This window comes from Yoonia sp. 72, from assembly GCF_034652275.1.
GTDB lineage: Bacteria > Pseudomonadota > Alphaproteobacteria > Rhodobacterales > Rhodobacteraceae > Yoonia.
The window spans coordinates 119,775-137,286 of sequence record NZ_JAXIWG010000002.1 but is presented as its reverse complement, the minus strand read 5'-3'; the positions used below and the strand labels follow the sequence as shown (position 1 = coordinate 137,286).

The following is a 17,512-nucleotide window of genomic DNA, read 5'->3' as shown; positions in this document are numbered from 1 at the left end:
GCGGTGGCGGGGTGAACCCCGCCCTACGTTTCTGGTGGCGCAATCGGAACAGGCGCGGCATCCGGCGCGATTTCGGCAAAGTCGAAATTGTCCAAACGGTTCGCCCGCTTGCCCGCTTTTTCCGCTGAAATCTTGATATCTTCGAGATCCTTGGCCGCCTGACCGAAATGCCGGTCAAGGTTGCCGACGCGTGTCACCAGCCTGTCCACATCCGCGCCCAGCAACGACAATTCCTTGCGGATGGCACCCGCCTGTTCGCGCATCCGCGCATCCTTCAAAATCGCGCGCATCGTGTTCAGCGTCGCCATGCATGTCGTGGGCGACACGATCCAGACGCGGGCATCGAAACCGGCGCGCACCACTTCGGGCAGGCGGGCGTGGAGTTCGGCATAGATCGCCTCGGATGGCAGGAACATGATGGCGCCATCGGCGGTTTCGCCTTCGATGATGTAACGCTCTGATATGTCCTTGATATGTTTGCGCACCGCATTGCCCAGATCGCGCAGCGCGATTTTCTGCAGCTCCTGTGTATCGGCGCGTGCCAGCGCCTCGTAGGACTCGAAAGGAAACTTCGCGTCGATCACGATAGGGCCGGGGGGGTTGGGCAAATGCACCAGACAATCGGCGCGCTTGCCGTTGGACAGCGTCGCCTGCAGGGTGAAGCTGTCGGTGGGCAGCGCCTTGGACACAATATCGGTCAGCTGGATTTCCCCGAACAGCCCGCGCCGCTGCTTGTTCGACAGGATATCCTGCAAGGACAGCACATCGCCCGACAGCTTTTCGATATTGGTCTGCGCGCGGTCGATGGTGGCCAGCCGTTCTTGCAATTCAGTCAGGCTTTTGGTGGTTTTCTCGGAACTGCCGGTCAGCGTTTCTTTCAGCCGTTCGTTCATTTCCGCCAGCGAATGCGCCGATTTCAGCGCGTTATCGGCCAGCCGTTCGGCGACCTGCGCCTGCACCTCGGCCAATCGCGCCTCCATCGTCTGGATCACGCGGACCTGCGCATTGGCCTGCGCGTCGCTGACGGTCTGGATATTACCCGCCAGTTGGTTCTGCCCCTGCGCCAGCCCGATCATGTCCTGCGACATGCGGGCCATGTGGTGGGCGACGTAATTCACCGTTTCGGCGGATTGGCCCGCGCGGCGCAGGGTCGTGACCAGCAGGATCAGGATCAGCAGCAACGTGGCCAGCGCGCCAAGCACAGCCAGCACCGCAGGATCGCTGAACGCGTAAGAGGTATCACCGATCTGGATCATGTGCGGCCAAACAGTCTTTCGATGTCGGAGAGTTTCAATTCCACGTAAGTGGGCCGTCCGTGGTTGCATTGGCCGGAATGCGGCGTCGCTTCCATTTCGCGGAGCAGAGCGTTCATTTCAGCCGCCTGCATCCGCCGCCCCGTGCGGATCGATCCGTGGCAGGCGACACGGCTCAGGATCGCCTCGATCCGCGCCTGAACGCTGGCGCTGTCGCCTTGGTCGGCCAGTTCGTCCAGAATATCGCGCAGCATGGCGGCGGCGTTGACCTGCCCCAGAATAGCGGGCGTTTCGCGCACGGCGATGGCATTGCCGCCAAAGGGTTCGATGGTCAGGCCAAGGCGCGCCAGATCATCCGCGATATCCAGCAAGGCGGCGGTTTCGTGGTCGGACAGTTCGACGATTTCGGGGATCAGCAGCGCTTGGGCCGCGACGCCATGAGCGGCCATCTGGCTTTTCAGCTTTTCATAGACCAGCCGTTCATGCGCGGCATGACCATCGACGATCACGATGCCCGTGGCGGTCTGCGCGATGATGTAGTTTTCATGCACCTGCGCGCGCGCCGCGCCCAAAGGCAGGTCGGCGCTGCTGTCATCCGCGGGCGGTTCGATCCGCCCTGACGGCATTTCGGCAAAGCCCGGTGCCTGCGCCTGAAAGGTCAGCGACCGCGCGCTGAAACTCGGGCGGTCCATCTGGTAGACGCGCGGTGCGGCGTGTTGCGGTTGCATCGCGCCCAAGGTCGCATCGGCCACAGTGCTTGATGCGCGGTGGCCTGCGCCTGCGAGCGCGTGCCGCAGACCGGACACGATCAGCCCGCGCACGGTGGCGGGGTCGCGGAAACGGACCTCGGATTTCGCGGGATGCACGTTCACATCGACCAGCGTTGGGTCGCAATCGACGAAGAGTGCGGCCACCGGGTGCCGGTCGCGCGACAGCACATCCGAATAGGCGGCGCGCAAGGCCCCCAACAGCATCTTGTCGCGCACAGGACGGCCGTTGACGAACAGGAATTGCGTCACGGCCGCCCCGCGCGAATAGGTGGGCAAGGCGGCATAGCCGGTCAGGTGAAACCCGTCGCGTTCGGCGTCGATCCGCAAGGCGTTATCCGCAAAGTCGCGGCCCAGCACGGTTTGCAGCCGCCCGTGCAGCGCATCGAACAGATCGCCTGTCTGTGCATCGGCGCGGAAAACAACGCGGGTGTCGCCATCCGATGCATCGCGCAGGATAAAGGTGACAAAGGGTTCGGCCATCGCCAGCCGCTTGACGACATCGGCAACGGCCTGCGCCTCGGCCCTGTCGGTGCGCAGGAATTTGAGGCGCGCAGGCGTGGCGTAAAACATATCGCGCAATTCGACGACGGTGCCACCTGTCAGCGCGGCAGGGCGCACGTCGCTGATGCGTCCGCCCGACACGGCAATGCTATGCGCGCTGTCGCCCGCGATCCGGCTGGTGATGAGCAGGCGGCCAACCGCGCCGAGCGAGGCGAGCGCCTCGCCACGAAACCCGAAAGAGGTGATGTTGAGAAGGTCCGATCCGTCGATCTTGGACGTCGCATGGCGCGACAGCGCGAGCGGCAGATCGTCGGCGGCCATGCCGCAGCCGTCATCGCTGACGCGGATCAGGGTCTTGCCGCCATCGGCGATCACCACCTCGATCCGTGTCGCACCGGCGTCGATGCTGTTTTCCACCAGTTCCTTGACGGCAGAGGCGGGACGCTCCAGCACCTCGCCTGCCGCGATGCGATTGATGGCGGCTTCGTCCAGCTGCCGGATTACCGGACGGGGCTCTATCTGGGGGGCGGATGCGGTCATGCCACAATCCATAGCATGACCGCGCGATTCTGACAGGGGCGTTTCGCGTTACTGGGTGCTTTCCAGCCCTTCAGGGCGACCCACCACCACGAAATGCAGGTCATCCGCGCGGAACAGCTCTGCTGCGACGCGATTGGCGTCGTCCAGCGTCACGGCTTCGACGTAATCATTGCGGTTGATGACGTAATCCGGCGGCAGGTCGATCATCTGCATCCCCACCATGATCGACGCAATTGACGCATTGCCGTCGAACCGCAGCGGGTATTCGCCAGTCAGATAGGTTTTGGCGGCGGCAAGTTCGGCCTCGGTCAGTCCTTCGGTCGCCATGCGGTCCCATTCGGCACGGGTGACCTCGATCGCCTCGGCAATGGTATCGTTGGACGACGCGACGCTGCCAACAACCATTTCCGCGTGGAACATCGGTGCAAGGAAGCTGCCGATCCCGTAGGTCAGGCCCCGCCTTTCGCGCACTTCGGTCATCAGGCGGGATTCGAAACCGCCCGCGCCAAGCACGTGGTTGACGATGAAGGCGGCAAAGAAATCGGGGTCGTCGCGTTTCATGCCCGCATGGCCGAACAGGGCAAAGGATTGCGGATTGTCGAAATCGATGACCGTGATCCCGCCACCAAGACCAAAGGCCACATCGGCAGGCGGTGGCGGTCCTTCGGCGGGCAGATCGCCCAAAAGCGCGTCCAGCATCGGCCCGACCTGATCCACCGTCACATCGCCCACGACAGACACATAAAGCCGGTCGCGGGTCAGCGCGTTGCGATGGGCGGCGATGATGTCATCACGGGTCAGCGCGGTCACGCTGTCGACCGTGCCGTCCAGTGACGACCCGTAGGGATGATCGCCAAAGGCCGCGGCATCGAATGCCGCGTCGGCGATGCTGCGGGGATTGACTGCGTCGCTGGCGATACCGGCCAGCACCTGCGCGCGCACGCGGTCAATGGCTGTCTGGTCAAAACGGGGGGCGATCAGGGCCTGTTCCAACAGCGCCAAGGCGTCGTCGCGGTTCTCTGTCAGGAACTCTGCTGAAATCGAGATGGTGTCGTCCGTCGCGCGAAAGCTGAACCGCGCGGCAAGGCGTTCGAGTTCTGTCTGGAAGGCCTGCGCATCGCGGTCTGCAGCGCCTTCTTCCAGCAGGGCGGCCATCAGGTTGGTCGCGCCGCGCTTGCCGGGCAGGTCCAGCGATGCGCCGCCGCGAAACCGGATTTCGAGCGCCACAAAGGGAATACTGGGTTCTTCGACGACCCAGGCGTTGATCCCGCCGTCGGATATCACCTGCTTGATGTCAATCTCGGCCTGCGCGGTGGTTGCCAGCAAAGCGAACCAGAGGATTGTGACGATACGCAGCATTAGCGTGCCTCCTCTTGCGTGGCGACGACCCAGCCGGTCACGGCCCTGTTGCGGTCGAATATACGGGTGGCGACGTCCTTGATCTGTTCGGGCGTCACCGATTGCAGAATGTCGGGCCAAGCCTGCACATCCGCGACCGTCAGACCCGTCGTCAGCGCCATGCCATAGCGCCGTGCAAGCCCCTGCGCGTCATCAAGCGCGTAGATTTCAGAGGCGCGCAGCTGCGTGCGGATCGCCTCCATCCGGGCGGGATCGATCTCGTTCTCCATGAAGGCTGCGATGACCTCGTCCATTGCGGCTTCGGCCTCGGACAAGGAGACGTCCTCGGACGGAAGGACGATGAAAGAAAAGGTCGTTTCGTCAAGCGACATGCCGCTATAGCTCGCGTTGGTGTAAAGCGCTGTCTGCGTGTCGAACTGCAAGGCGCGGCCAAGATCGGACGTAAAGGGCGACCCGCCCAGCAATTCCGCCAGATAGACAAGGGCTGCGGCATCTTCCTGCGCGCCGCTGTTCCGTTCAGGTGCAAGGTAGCTGCGCACGACATAAGGCTGGCTGACGCGCGGATCGACATAGGTGATCCGGCGTTCGGCGCGCTGGGGTGGCTCTGTCGGGCGCGCCCGTTCGGGCAGGTCGGCTTTGGCCGGGATCGGGCCATAATGTTCGCGCGCCAGCGCCAGCACATCTTCTGGGTCGACGTCACCGGCGACGATCAGGATGGCGTTGTTGGGGGCGTAATGGCGTTCGTAAAAGGCCATCAGTTGCGGCATGTCGAGCTGCGCGATCTCGTGCTGCCAGCCGATGATTGGCACGCCGTAGCGGTGGTTCTGGTATTGCGCGGCCATCAGCTGTTCGCGTGCCAGCGCACCGGCGCTGCTGTCGGTGACCTGCGCGCGTTCTTCCAACACAACGCGACGTTCGGTGGTGATATCCTCGGGGGTCAGCGCCAGATTGGTCATCCGGTTCGCTTCCATCTGCATCATCAGATCCAGACGGTCGGCGGCGACGCGCTGGAAATAGGCGGTATAGTCGAAACTGGTAAAGGCGTTGTCGCGCCCGCCATTGGCCGCCACCACTTGTGAAAATTCACCTGGGGCCAGCATATCGGTGCCCTTGAACATCAGATGTTCCAGAAAATGCGCCACACCGGATTGACCTTCGGGTTCATCCGCAGACCCGACCTTGTACCAGACCATATGGACGACAACCGGGGCGCGACGGTCCTCGATCACGACGACATCCATGCCATTGTCGAGCGTGTAGGTCGTGACCTCTTCGGCACTGGCGGTCAGCGCCAGAAAGGTCAGGACGAGTGCGGCGAAAAAGCGTGTCATAGGCCCCCTGCGGTGTCGTTGGTTTCGCTACAAGCTACGCCGCGCAGCCCGATCTTCAAGCTGCCATACGCCGATGTGAAGGCAGGGTCAGCGCGCGCTGGCCGGCCGCGGGTTGGCGCGGTTGGTCTGTCCGGGTGTCGGTGGCGGCAGGTCGAGCGTTGGCGGCATCTGCAGCGGGTTCGCGACGACAAGCGACATCTCAGCGGGACCAACGGTTGTTGTCCCGAACTCACGCAGTGAACCCTCGTTCCTGCTGCATGCCGCCAGCAACGCAAGGGCAATTCCGGAAAGAACAAAGGCGCGCATCAGTGGTCCTCTTGACAGTGTCCCAGATGATTACCGCATGGAGCCGCCAAGGTCACGCAGCTTTCTTGCCGTCATCGGCAAAGAAGGCCAGACCGATGGCCCCCGCAAAGATCGCGATATCGGCGACGTTGAACGCATAGGGGTTGTTGATCCCGCAGCAGGACATGTTCAGGAAATCCGCGACAGCGCCATAGATGATCCGGTCGATGACATTCCCGATGGCTCCGCCGATCATGAAACCGCCCGCGATATAGACCCATTTGGTCCCGCCTGTGCGGTTCAGCCACCAGATCACCGCGCCGCTGATCAGCAGGGCGACAGCGATCAGCGCCCAGCGCATGTCATAATCTGCGAAAAGGCCGAAATTCACGCCCCGGTTCCATGCCATGCGGAATTCGATGAAAGGCGGCCAGACCTCGATGATCCCGTCCTGTTCGTTGATCAGGCCCAGCCAGTGAACCACGAAATATTTGCTGATCTGGTCGATCAGAAAGACCCAGAATCCGGTCCAGAACATCAGACGCATCGGTGCTCTCCTAGTGCCGGAAGTGGCGCATGCCGGTGAACACCATCGCGATACCCGCGTCATCGGCGGCGGCAATCACCTCGTCGTCGCGCATCGACCCGCCGGGCTGGATCACGCAGGTCGCACCGGCGGCGGCGGCTTCCAGCAGGCCATCGGCAAAGGGGAAAAACGCATCCGACGCCACCGCCGATCCGATGGTCAGAGGCTGGGGCAGACCCATCGCCTCGGCCATGCGTTCGGCCTTTTTGGCGGCGATCAGGGCGGAATCGAGCCGCGACATCTGGCCCGCGCCGACGCCCACGGTCGCGCCGTCCTTGACATAGACGATGGCGTTGGACTTGACGTGCTTGGCAACTTTCCATGCGAACAGAAGGTCCGCCATCTGCGCATCGGTGGGCGCGACTTTGGTCACGACCTTCAGATCATCCATGCCGACATGGCCAGTGTCCTTGTCCTGCACCAGCATCCCGCCCGCGACCTGCCGGTAGGTGGTGATCGGGGCAGTCACATCGGGCAGGCCATCGGTGGTCAGAAGGCGCAGGTTCTTCTTGCTGGCGAAAACGGCCTTGGCGGCATCGGACGCACCGGGGGCGATGACGACTTCGGTGAAAATCTCGACGATGGCTTTGGCTGTCGCCTCGTCCAGCGGCTGGTTCAGCGCGACGATCCCGCCAAAGGCGCTGGTGCGGTCGCAGTCAAAGGCGTTCTGATACGCTTCCAGCAATGTCGCCCCACGCGCCACGCCGCAAGGGTTGGCGTGCTTGATGATCGCCACGGCAGGGCCGTCTGCGGGGGCGAATTCCGCCACCAGTTCAAACGCGGCATCGGTGTCGTTGATGTTGTTGTAGGACAATTCCTTGCCCTGATGCTGCACGGCGGTTGCCACACCGGGGCGATGCGTGCCGTCGGTATAAAAGGCCGCCGACTGGTGGCTGTTTTCGCCATAGCGCATGGTCTGCTTATAGGTGCCGCTGAACGACCGGCGGCGCGGCGTTGCATCGCCGATAGCTCCGGCCATCCATGTGCTGACAGCCGTGTCATAAGCAGCGGTGCGCGCATAGGCGGTCTGGGCGAGCCGCTGGCGCAGCGCCAGCGTGGTCTGGCCGTCATGGGCATCCATATCCGCCAGCAGCACGTCATAGTCTTCGACATCCGTCACCACGGCGACAAACGCATGGTTCTTGGCTGCCGAACGGATCATCGCGGGGCCACCGATGTCGATATTCTCGATGCAGGTGTCGAAATCGGCGCCTTTGGCAACGGTTTCCTCGAACGGATAAAGGTTCACGACCAAAAGGTCGATCGGACCGATGTTGTGTTCGACCATGGCGTCACGGTGGCTTTCCAGATCGCGCCGCGCGAGCAGGCCGCCATGCACCACGGGATGCAGCGTCTTGACCCGCCCGTCCATCATTTCGGGAAAGCCCGTGAAATCGGACACATCGCGCACCTCGAGCCCCGCATCGCGCAGCGCCTTGGCGGTGCCGCCGGTGGACAGGATTTCCACACCACGCGCGGCCAGCGCCTGGCCCAGTTCAATGAGCCCGGTCTTGTCGGAAACGGAAATCAGCGCGCGGCGCAAGGGTGCAAGGTCGGTCATCATGTCCTCAAGATCATTCAGCGATGCCAAGCGGGGCTTCAAAGGCCAGATCACGCACCGCAAGCGGGGTGTCATCAGCCTTGGCAAGCGACCACCGGACGCGTGTCGCATAGGACAAAGCGCTGCCGGATAAAACCACCTGTTGCGCCGCATGCGGTTTTAATTGCCCATTTTCCAGATAAACCGACGGGCTGATCGTTAATTGGGCAGCGCCGTCGTGCTGGAACACCCAGATCTCGCCGGATTTCAGCCCGAGCGAGACAAGCGATCCATCCGCCTTGGGCGTGCAGGTCACGTCGGGGTGCAGGTGGAACCGGATCGCAAAGCGGACACCGGCGCGCAGGCTCTGGTCGAAAACGCGGTCGAATTGCGTCTCGTCCTGCGGGGACAGGGTGGTCAGCAGGTCCTCGCCGGTCAAGATGCGCCCGTCACGGGACATCTGCAGCAGGCGGGCATGGGTCAGCCCGTGGGTCGGTTGATAGCCGTTGTGCGACAGTTCAAGCCTTGGGCCGCCGCTGTCGGCGCTGACTTCGGCCCGCACGAGGCTGGGCACTTCGGTCAGCCATTCTTCGGCCATGCGCCCCAGATGCGAGGACGATACACCGTCGAGCCCCAGCGTGGAATGGCTGGGCGTGGCACGGCTCGCGCGGCGCCAGTCGTCGCCGAACCGCGCGCCTGACCCGCAGTTCACGATCAGCGGGCGGCGGCCCGAGGTCAGCTCGAACCCCAGCGTGCTGGCATGGGCATCGCGCGATGCGGCCCCCGTGGGTGGTGCGGCGGCATCCACGATCAGCGTGCTGCGTCCGGCTGTCAGCCGCGCGAAACCCATCGCTGTCGGTGCCATGGCCGGTGTCTTGACGCCCGCCGCTGCCAGTGCCGCATCAAGCGCACCTTGCGCGCCGCGACCGCCGCCATGAAACCGCGCCAGCCCGCCATCCGCATGGCGCAAGCCGCGCAAGACCGGCACGATCCGCGCGATGGCATCGGTTACCGCGGCGGGAACGGCGCGGCCGGAGGCAATCAGCAAGTCCCTGCTGTCCACCAGATGCGACAGCAGCGCCGCAAGCTCTGCAGGGTTGCGCGACGCGATCCCGCCCTGTGCATTGATCTGCGCTTGGCAGGCCGCGCCGAGTGCCTCGGTCACCTGATCCACCGGTCCTGCCATGCCGTCCAGCATCAGCTCGACATGGATCGTGCGCGCCAAGGTGCCGATGTTCTCCGCGTCCCGTTCCCAGCGCCGCGTCAGGAACAGTGCCTGCCGCGCAAGGCTTTGCATGAAAGCGGCCTTTGTGGCGGGGTCCTGCTTGCGCAGCAGAAAATCGCTGTGGCGGGTCCAGTGGGAAAGACGGCGCGCGGTCAGGCTCGCCTGCCAACCCGGCCCGATGCCCGCCCCGAACCGCGTGATCCAGTCCTGCACCCAGACCTGCGCCTTGGCGCGCGCGGCCTCATCGCCAAGGGCGGCCAGATCGGCCAGCCAGTCGCAGCCGTGAATCTCGGCCACCACATCGGGGCGCTGCGGCGCAAGGTCCCAGATTGCTAGGTCTGGTGCGGTGATCCGCAGCCCGCAGAACAGGAATTCGCCCGCGACAAGCTGCTGGCCTCGCACCGGCAGCCCCATGTGCCGTGGTTCGGGTGGCTGTGTGAAATGCGTGGTCACGCTTGCGCGGCCGGCCCGTTTTGCATGGTGCCGGTCAACAAATGCCGCGATACGGCCCCGCCAAGTGAGGTGTTCTGCCATCGACTGCGGCCCAAATGTTGCAGGCTGGTCAGCCCGGTTCATGCGGACCATAGGAAAGCTGGCCGGTCAAGTCACGCGGGCTTTGTCAGCACGGCGATATAGAACCCATCCATGCCGCCCAGATCGGGCCAATAGTCGGGGCGCAGACGCAACCCGCCTTCTTCGGTAATCCATGCGGGGTCCAGACCGGCCATCGCGGGGGGGACCACACGCAGGCCGGGGTGGCGGGCGAGCGCTTCTTCCACCTGCACCTCGCCTTCGTCGGGCAAGAGCGAACAGGTGCAATAGACCAGCCGCCCACCGGGGCGCAGCAGGGTCAGCGCATGGTCAATCAGCGTTTCCTGCTGGGCGATCAGTGCGCCGAACTCTGACCCGTCCTTCGCATAGGGCAGGTCGGGATGCCGCCGGATCGTGCCGGTGGCCGAACAGGGCGCGTCCAGCAGGACGGCGTCATAACCGCCGTCCGTGATCGCAAAAGCATCGCTGACCAGCGTGGTGGCGGCCAGCCCCGTACGCGCAAGATTTTCGGTCAGGCGCGTCATCCGCTTTTCCGACAGATCGACGGCGGTGACATCGGCACCGCCCGCCGCCAGTTGCAACGTCTTGCCACCGGGGGCGGCGCAGAGGTCCAGCACCCGCATGCCGGTCACATCGCCCAGCAGCTTAACCGGCATTGCGGCGGCGGCATCCTGCACCCACCAGTCGCCCGCGTCATAGCCTGCAAGACCCGAGACTTGCCCCGCCTGCGCCAGCCGCACCGTGCCGGTCGGCAGAACAACGCCGCCCAAGGCGGTGGCCAAGGCGGCCGCATCGCCCTTTGCCGTCAGATCAAGCGGCGCGCCTGCGAAATGCGCGGCTTCCATGCCCGTCACAGCATCACGGCCCCACGCGGCGACCAGCGGTTGACGCAGCCAGCCGGGGGTCAGCGGCACGGGGCGTTTGGCCCAAGCCTCGGGTCCTTCGTCGGCGATGCGGCGCAGGACGGCGTTGACCAGCCCTTTCATCGTCTGCGTGCGCTTGTTGCGTGCGACGATTTCGACATAGGCGTTCACCACGCCATGCGCGGCCTCGCCCTGCATCAATTCGATCAGCCCAAGCCGCAGCGCGTTCATCACATGATCGCCGGGCGGTTTTTTCAGATAGGGTTTCAGCATCCGGTCGGCCCGGTCCAGCCCGCGCAGCGCATCCGTCGCCAGCCGTTGCGCGCGCGCACGGTCGTCCGGCGCCAGCTGCGCCAGCGCACCGCCTGCGATCAGTTCGGCCATCAGGCGGCCTTCGGTCGTGATCTGCATCAGCAGGTGATGGGCGCTGCGGCGCGGCAGCAAACCGGATTGGTCCATGGGGTCACTCTTGAAGCTGGGTGAGGGCGGCGTATATCAAACCATGACCGCCGACAAGGAGAGCGCCATGACCGACGACGCCCCCAAGGACCTGCCCCCCGCCGCCCAGCGCGCGCTGGCAGAGGCCGCCGAACGCCGCAAGGCCGCGAAACTCGACCTGCCACCCGAACTGGGCGGGCGGGACGGGCCGGAGCCTGTCCGCTTTGGCGACTGGGAGAAAAAGGGCATCGCGATCGATTTCTGACCGCCACACCCTGTTGCCAGCAGACCACCCGCAGTTCATCTTTTGCGCGACTATTCTTGTCGCAGGCGGTATCTTCTGCGTAGATAGCCCTGAGATTTGACAAGGGGCAGCCGGTTTGATTTTTCAGCGTATTCTGGCAATATCAGCATGCCTCGCCCTGGCGGGCTGCAGCCTGCCGCGCGGCGCTGGTTTCCAGTCCGAGGTTTTGGCCGCCGCCGATGCCAATATCGCCGCCGAAGGCGAAGCGCCTGCCTATGACTTTACCGTATACGAGGTCAACCGCGCGACCCTGCCCCTGCTTCAGGGCTGGCCCGACCGCAATGTCGCACAAATGCCGTGGTTGCCTGCCGTGCAACAACCGGCCTCCTTGCTGATCGCCCCGGGCGATTCCATCCAGCTGACGATCTGGGATGCCGAGGAAAACTCGCTTCTGGCTGGCACGGGTCAGCGCGCGACCCCGCTGCAAGAGGCGCAGGTCAGCGCGAACGGGCGCATCTTTGTCCCCTATATCGGTGAGTTGGGTGTCGCAGGCATGTCCCCCGACACCGCCCGCGCCCGGATCGAGGAAGAACTGGTCCGCACCATCCCGTCCGCACAGGTCCAGCTTGTTGTGGAACCGGGGCGCGGCAATTCCGCCAACCTGACAGGCGGCGTGGGGGCTGTGGGTATCTATCAGATCCCCGACCGCAATTTCCGGCTGCTTGATCTTCTGTCGCTCGCAGGGGGCGCGAACCCGTCTTACGTCAATCCGCAGGTCCGCCTGACGCGGGGTGGGCGGGTGTATGGCGTCGCTCTCAAGCGGTTGCTGGAAGAACCGGGGCTGGATGTTGCCGTGCAGGGGGGCGACCGTGTGCTGATCGTGCCGGATGAACGCAAATTTCTAGCGCTGGGCGCGACGGGCCTGCAATCGCAAATCGAGTTTCCGACCTCGGAGGTCAGCGCGCTGCAGGCCATGGCGCTGATCGGCGGTGTGTCCGCCAGCACCGCGAACCCCAAGGGTATCCTGATTCTGCGTGAATACGACCGCGCCGAGGTTCGCGATGGTGTATCCGGCCCACCGCAGGAACGGGTCGTGTTTACCATCGACCTGACAACCGCGGACGGGCTGTTCTCGGCGGGCAAGTTCATGGTGCAGGACGGTGATCTGATTTATGGCACCGAAAGCGCGCTGGTCCCGGCGCTGACGGTGTTCGGACTGGCCAACAGGTTGCGCGCTGTCGCGAACTGAAGTCAGAACAGGGCTATGTCATCAGCGAGCCTGGCAAAATCCGTGACCCCGTCGATCCAGAGCACGTCGCCGTTGCCGAAATCAATGGTGACGCGCGCATCTTCGTGGCGGCCATAGACGAATAGCAGGTCTTGGGCCGAGGTCAGCCCTGTCCATAACCGAGCATCAAGGATGATCCGGTCGATCCCCTGTTCAAAATCAACGATATGGTCGTGCCCGCGGTTGAAGATGAACGTGTCCGCGCCCGCCCCGCCGATCAGCACGTCGTTGCCGTTGCCGCCGTCGAGCCAGTCATCGCCCTCGCCGCCGATCAGCAAGTCATGCCCGTCCCCGCCGCGCAGATCGTCATGGCCTGCGCCGCCCATCAGGATATCGGGACCGGCTCCGCCGATCAGGATATCGTTCCCCCCGCGCCCCAGCAGCAGATCGGCACCGTTGCCACCGATCAGCGTATCGTTTCCTTCCGCGCCGGTGAACACGCGGTCCTGCGGTGGGGCTGGGGCGGGCTGCCCCTGCAATGCGCTGCGCAGGTCGGCCATGTTGTCGGAGACAAGGCTACGGATCGCGACCTGCATCGAGAAAGCGCCACCCTGATCCGGCACAATGTCGGGCGGCGCGGGCGACACGGCAGGCGGGGGCGTGTCAGGTCCGGCAAAGCCGGGGGCCAGCGTGGCAGGCAGACGCATCCCGCCCAGCACATCCGCGTTCGTCAACAGACGGTAATCGATCGGGTTGCCATCGGCGCTGTGGACGATCAGCTCTTCGTCGCCATAGCGGATGGTGAACCCGGTCGGCGTGATCGTCATCGTCAGCTGGCTGATGTCGCGCAGCATCGGCCAAAGCGACAGATCGAGCCGGTCCTCGCCCAAGGTGAAATCAGTGATCGTGTCCCGTTCACCATCCGCGGACAGGATAAAAACATCGCGGCCAGCCCCGCCTGTCAGCACGTCCGATCCGGCCCCGTCGCGCAGGATGTCGTTGCCCGCACCGCCCAGGATCACGTCGTCACCGACGCCGCCCAGCAGGATGTCGTCACCCTGCGTGCCCGCCAGAAGCCCGCCCGCCAGCGTCGCGGTCGTTGTGATCCCCGTTGCCGTAATGTCGAACTGCAGTTGCGTGATCCCCGGTTCGCTGCTGCTTGCGACAAAGATATCCAGCCGGTCAGCGCGGCCGCGTGCCGCGATAGCGCTGACATTGTCCAGCCCGATGGCTGTCGTATCCTCGATATGGGCAAGTGCCACAAGCTGCCCGCCCGGCAATAGCGCAAAGATGGATATGCCGTCATCCGCGCCCCCCGCGATGACATAGCTGCGCCCGCCTTCGGTCACGATGTCGAGCGCGGCCACCCCGCCAAAGCGCGTGTGCAACGTATCAAGCAAATGGTCGCGGATCGTCAGGTCGCCTTGCGCGCCGACCTCGATCACGGTCAGACTGCTGCTGCCTGCCGCCGCCAGAACAAGATAGCTGACCCCGTCCACGACGACCGTTTGCACCGCCGTTGGATCAGAAATCTACAGCCCCGTGGCGGGCGTCAATGCCGCGATCTGTGACAGCCCGCCGGTTGCATCGACCTGCCAGCCCGCCAGCGTATTGGTCGCATCAACGGTATAGACGAACCCTGCCGCTTGGGTCATCGCCACGACCGGTCCGGCGGTGTGCGTGACCGGCAAGACTGTTGCGAAGCCGCCATCGGCATTGAACCGCCACGCCGCGATGCCGGTATCGCCTGCAAGGCCGCCATAGACGATCTGGGCATCGCCCTGATCCATCACCACATCGGGGCGGAACCCCGCCAAGATCGGCAGCGTGCCGGTCACCTGCCACTGCCCGCCTGTCAGGGCGACCTGCTGGAAAGCACCCTCCGCGCCACCACCGATCAACACCACAGGCCCCGTGGCCGTGTCCAGCGTCACGATTGCTCCCGCGCCGCCTGCGACATCGCCGCCCTCAAGCTGGAGATGCGCGCCGCCGGTCAGGACGGGGCCGCCAATATCCCAGCTTTGCAGCCTGCCGTCGAAACGGGTGATCCCGACAAGGCTGTCCACCCCGCCAAAGCGGACGATCTCCAGATCGGTGATCCGGGACATTGCGGAATCGTCGGATGTGGTCAGATATGTGACCGGTACAAGCACGGACATCGTCAAACCCCCTGGAATCGGTCCTGTCGAAATGTTCAGATTCGTGAACAGCGCGGTCCGCCGCATGGCTGAAATGCGGCAGCACGATGGTTCTTGTCGCGCATTTCGTTCAATTGCCTCGGATATCGGCACGCGCTAGAACGGCACAACCGCAGCAGGAGATGTCATGCCCCCACAATTCGGCACCAGCGGGTTGCGCGGCCTTGTCACCGACCTGACACCCGCGCTTGTCAGCGATTATGTGGCAGCCTTTGCCGCGACCTGCCCGATGGGGGCGGGTCTGTTTGTGGCCCATGAACTGCGGCAATCGTCACCGGATATCGCCGCTGTCGTGGTGCGCGCGGGGCAGGCGGCGGGCCTTGCTGTCACATTCTGCGGCGCTGTTCCGACACCCGCGCTGGCGCTGGGCGCGATGCAGGCAGGGGCGGCGGCTGTCATGGTCACCGGCAGCCACATTCCCGCCGACCGCAACGGTCTGAAATTCTACACCCCCGCAGGAGAGATCACCAAAGACCACGAGGCTGCAATTCTTGCGGATCTGGGTTGCGGACGCCCACCGCTGGACGGGCCTGTGCCATGCACGGCCGATGTTGGTCTCGCCTATCGTGACCGGTATCTTGCGGGGTTCGGGGCGACCCTCGCGGGGCTTCGGGTCGGGCTTTTTGCGCATAGTGCTGTCGGGCGCGACCTGATGGCGGACCTGCTTGCCGCGCTTGGCGTCGAAGTGGTTGTGCTGGGATCTTCCGCCGATTTCGTGCCCGTCGATACCGAGGCCGTCGATCCCGACACCAAGACCCGTCTGGCCGGTTGGGCGCGCGATCACGCCATCGCGGCGATCCTGTCCACCGATGGCGACGGTGACCGCCCGCTGATGACGGATGAAAACGGCCGGATCATTCCGGGTGACATCATGGGCCAGATTACGGCAGCCTATCTTGGCGCACAGCATGTGGTGACCCCCGTTTCGTCCAACAGCGGCGTGCAAGGCCTTGGATTCGCGCAACTGCTGCGCACACGGATCGGATCGCCGCATGTCATCGCGGGCATGCAGGCGCTGGGCGGCAAGGTTGCCGGATATGAGGCGAACGGCGGCTTTCTGCTGGGCTTTGACGCCAAGGGTCCGGCAGGGCCGATGCCCGCCCTGATGACACGCGACGCGGTTCTGCCGATGCTGGCAGTACTGGCTGCCAGTAAGGGTGCGCCCGTGTCGCGCCTTGTCGCAGCACAGCCCGCGCGGTTCACCGCCGCCGACCGGTTGCAGCATGTGCCGACTGCCACCTCTGCGGCGCTGGTCGCTGCCCTGACGCATGACACGCAGCAGCGCGCCTCTTTTCTTGCCGCACTCAATCTTAGCGAAGCCGGTATCGATCTGACGGACGGGCTACGGATCATCTGTGCAGACAGTCGGATCGTGCATCTGCGGCCATCCGGGAACGCGCCTGAACTGCGTCTTTATGTCGAGGCTGGACACCCAGATAGTGCCGCAGCCACGCTGCAGGCAGGTCTGGCGCTGCTGCGCCGACTGGTCGACAGGACGTGACGGCGGATCAGGTGACCTTTTCACCCAGCGTGTGTTCGACCCACAGCTTTTGGACCGCGACCATCGCCACCACTGTGAACGGCGCGGCCAGGATCAGGCCGATTGCTCCGAACACGACACCAAGCAGGACCTGCATCCCAATCAGCAGCGCAGGTGCAAGGTTGACGGCCCTTTGCTGGATCATCGGTGTGACGATGTTGCCTTCGATATTCTGGATGACGATGTAGCCGCCCAGCGCGATCAACCCGATCTGGGTGCTTTCGGTAAAGCTTACAGCGACGATAGGCACGGTTGCGGCCAGCGGCCCGATGAATGGCACAAAGGTCAAAAGCGCGGTCAGCACAGCCAGCGCGAACCACAAGTCGACGCCCAGAACAAACAAGCCCAGCCCCACGGAGAGGCCCAGAAAAATCATCGATATAATCTGTCCCAGAAACCACCACCTGACGGCATGGGCGATGGCTGACAGAGTATCGGTGACCATGGCGCGCCCTGCAGGTGGCACAAGGCGGACCAGACCACCCCGGTAAAGCCCCGGATTGATCGCCAGAAAGAAGGTGAGGATGATCAGGATCACAAAGCTCGTCATCGCCCCCACGACCGACATGCCCATCGTCATCACCTGCCCGATCACATTGCCTGCCGCCCCTGACAGACTGCCGTCCGATCCGTCGATCTCCTCGACCAGATCAAGCACGCCGATATCCTGCAACCATGCCTGAAACTGCTCGGCCGACCCGATGACGGTATTTGCCAATTCTCGAAATTGCTGGAAAAGCCGAGTGGCCGACAAGCCGATTGCCGCGGCGATCAGGGTGAAAATCCCGATTGTGACGCCCGCCAGCGCCCAGCCATGCCCGGCACCGGTTTTACGCGCGATCGTTTGCGCCGCGCCGTCAACGCCGATTGCCAAGATCACGGCTGCGAAGACCAGCAGCAGCACATTGCCCAACAGATACGCGACAAACAGCAGCCCCGCGGCCAAAAGCACCGTTTCGGGTCTGATCCAGCGTTGCTGTTCCATCTGTGCCGCCTTTCCGTGGTCTTGGCAGTGAAACAACGCGGCCAAGGCAGTCCCGTTCCGGAGGCATTGTGCGA

15 protein-coding genes are annotated in these 17,512 nt (G+C 64.1%); 3 read left to right on the top strand and 12 right to left on the bottom strand.

All coding sequences use genetic code 11. The features are described 5' to 3' along the window. Nucleotides 1-23 precede the first annotated feature (23 nt). The 9 genes from VCK47_RS09270 to VCK47_RS09230 form a co-directional block, all read right to left on the bottom strand. Nucleotides 24-1,256 (bottom strand): DNA recombination protein RmuC, encoded by a 1,233-nt coding sequence (locus VCK47_RS09270; RefSeq protein WP_322890810.1) that lies wholly within the window; start codon nucleotides 1,254-1,256, stop codon nucleotides 24-26. Further along, nucleotides 1,253-3,076 (bottom strand): DNA mismatch repair endonuclease MutL, encoded by a 1,824-nt coding sequence (gene mutL / locus VCK47_RS09265; RefSeq protein ID WP_416236665.1) that lies wholly within the window; start codon nucleotides 3,074-3,076, stop codon nucleotides 1,253-1,255. The genes VCK47_RS09270 and mutL overlap by 4 nt, the downstream gene beginning before the upstream one ends. Nucleotides 3,077-3,112: 36 nt before the next feature. Beyond that, entirely contained in the window at nucleotides 3,113-4,423 is a 1,311-nt protein-coding gene (locus tag VCK47_RS09260) for a pitrilysin family protein (RefSeq protein WP_322890808.1), read from the bottom strand. Continuing rightward, nucleotides 4,423-5,754, bottom strand: coding sequence for a pitrilysin family protein (locus VCK47_RS09255; protein ID WP_322890807.1), 1,332 nt, complete (start codon nucleotides 5,752-5,754; stop codon nucleotides 4,423-4,425). The genes VCK47_RS09260 and VCK47_RS09255 overlap by 1 nt, the downstream gene beginning before the upstream one ends. A gap of 87 nt (nucleotides 5,755-5,841) precedes the next feature. Then, nucleotides 5,842-6,060: a DUF3035 domain-containing protein gene (locus VCK47_RS09250; RefSeq protein WP_322890806.1), complete on the bottom strand. Its 219-nt coding sequence runs from the start codon at nucleotides 6,058-6,060 to the stop codon at nucleotides 5,842-5,844. Nucleotides 6,061-6,112: 52 nt separating this feature from the next. Next, nucleotides 6,113-6,586 carry a signal peptidase II gene (lspA, locus tag VCK47_RS09245; RefSeq protein WP_322890805.1) on the bottom strand — a complete coding sequence of 158 codons (474 nt, stop codon included), beginning with the start codon at nucleotides 6,584-6,586 and terminating at the stop codon, nucleotides 6,113-6,115. 10 nt (nucleotides 6,587-6,596) lie between these two features. Next, a complete protein-coding gene (gene purH / locus VCK47_RS09240; protein WP_322890804.1) occupies nucleotides 6,597-8,186 on the bottom strand; it encodes a bifunctional phosphoribosylaminoimidazolecarboxamide formyltransferase/IMP cyclohydrolase in 1,590 nt (529 codons plus the stop codon). A 13-nt stretch (nucleotides 8,187-8,199) separates the two neighbouring features. After that, nucleotides 8,200-9,843, bottom strand: a complete 1,644-nt coding sequence (locus VCK47_RS09235; RefSeq protein WP_322890803.1) for a heparinase II/III family protein — start codon at nucleotides 9,841-9,843, stop codon at nucleotides 8,200-8,202. A gap of 152 nt (nucleotides 9,844-9,995) precedes the next feature. Then, on the bottom strand, nucleotides 9,996-11,264 hold the full coding sequence (locus tag VCK47_RS09230; protein WP_322890802.1) for an RsmB/NOP family class I SAM-dependent RNA methyltransferase: 1,269 nt from the start codon (nucleotides 11,262-11,264) through the stop codon (nucleotides 9,996-9,998). A 67-nt stretch (nucleotides 11,265-11,331) separates the two neighbouring features. Here VCK47_RS09230 and VCK47_RS09225 point away from each other — a divergent pair, with 67 nt between their 5' ends. Together VCK47_RS09225 and VCK47_RS09220 are read left to right on the top strand one after the other, a co-directional pair. Then, nucleotides 11,332-11,508 (top strand): DUF1674 domain-containing protein, encoded by a 177-nt coding sequence (locus VCK47_RS09225; RefSeq protein WP_043699939.1) that lies wholly within the window; start codon nucleotides 11,332-11,334, stop codon nucleotides 11,506-11,508. Nucleotides 11,509-11,623: 115 nt separating this feature from the next. Continuing rightward, nucleotides 11,624-12,736, top strand: a complete 1,113-nt coding sequence (locus VCK47_RS09220; protein WP_322890801.1) for a polysaccharide biosynthesis/export family protein — start codon at nucleotides 11,624-11,626, stop codon at nucleotides 12,734-12,736. A 2-nt stretch (nucleotides 12,737-12,738) separates the two neighbouring features. Here VCK47_RS09220 and VCK47_RS09215 read toward each other — a convergent pair whose 3' ends face one another. Together VCK47_RS09215 and VCK47_RS09210 are read right to left on the bottom strand one after the other, a co-directional pair. Beyond that, nucleotides 12,739-14,229 (bottom strand): calcium-binding protein, encoded by a 1,491-nt coding sequence (locus VCK47_RS09215; protein ID WP_322890800.1) that lies wholly within the window; start codon nucleotides 14,227-14,229, stop codon nucleotides 12,739-12,741. 18 nt (nucleotides 14,230-14,247) lie between these two features. Continuing rightward, nucleotides 14,248-14,874, bottom strand: coding sequence for a hypothetical protein (locus tag VCK47_RS09210; RefSeq protein WP_322890799.1), 627 nt, complete (start codon nucleotides 14,872-14,874; stop codon nucleotides 14,248-14,250). A 166-nt stretch (nucleotides 14,875-15,040) separates the two neighbouring features. On the opposite strand from VCK47_RS09210, the gene VCK47_RS09205 reads away from it, so the two are divergent. Next, nucleotides 15,041-16,414 (top strand): phosphomannomutase, encoded by a 1,374-nt coding sequence (locus tag VCK47_RS09205; protein ID WP_322890798.1) that lies wholly within the window; start codon nucleotides 15,041-15,043, stop codon nucleotides 16,412-16,414. Between the two features lie 7 nt (nucleotides 16,415-16,421). Here the strand turns inward: VCK47_RS09205 and VCK47_RS09200 are convergent, their stop codons facing one another. Beyond that, on the bottom strand, nucleotides 16,422-17,438 hold the full coding sequence (locus VCK47_RS09200) for an AI-2E family transporter (RefSeq protein WP_322890797.1): 1,017 nt from the start codon (nucleotides 17,436-17,438) through the stop codon (nucleotides 16,422-16,424). Nucleotides 17,439-17,512: the final 74 nt, after the last annotated feature.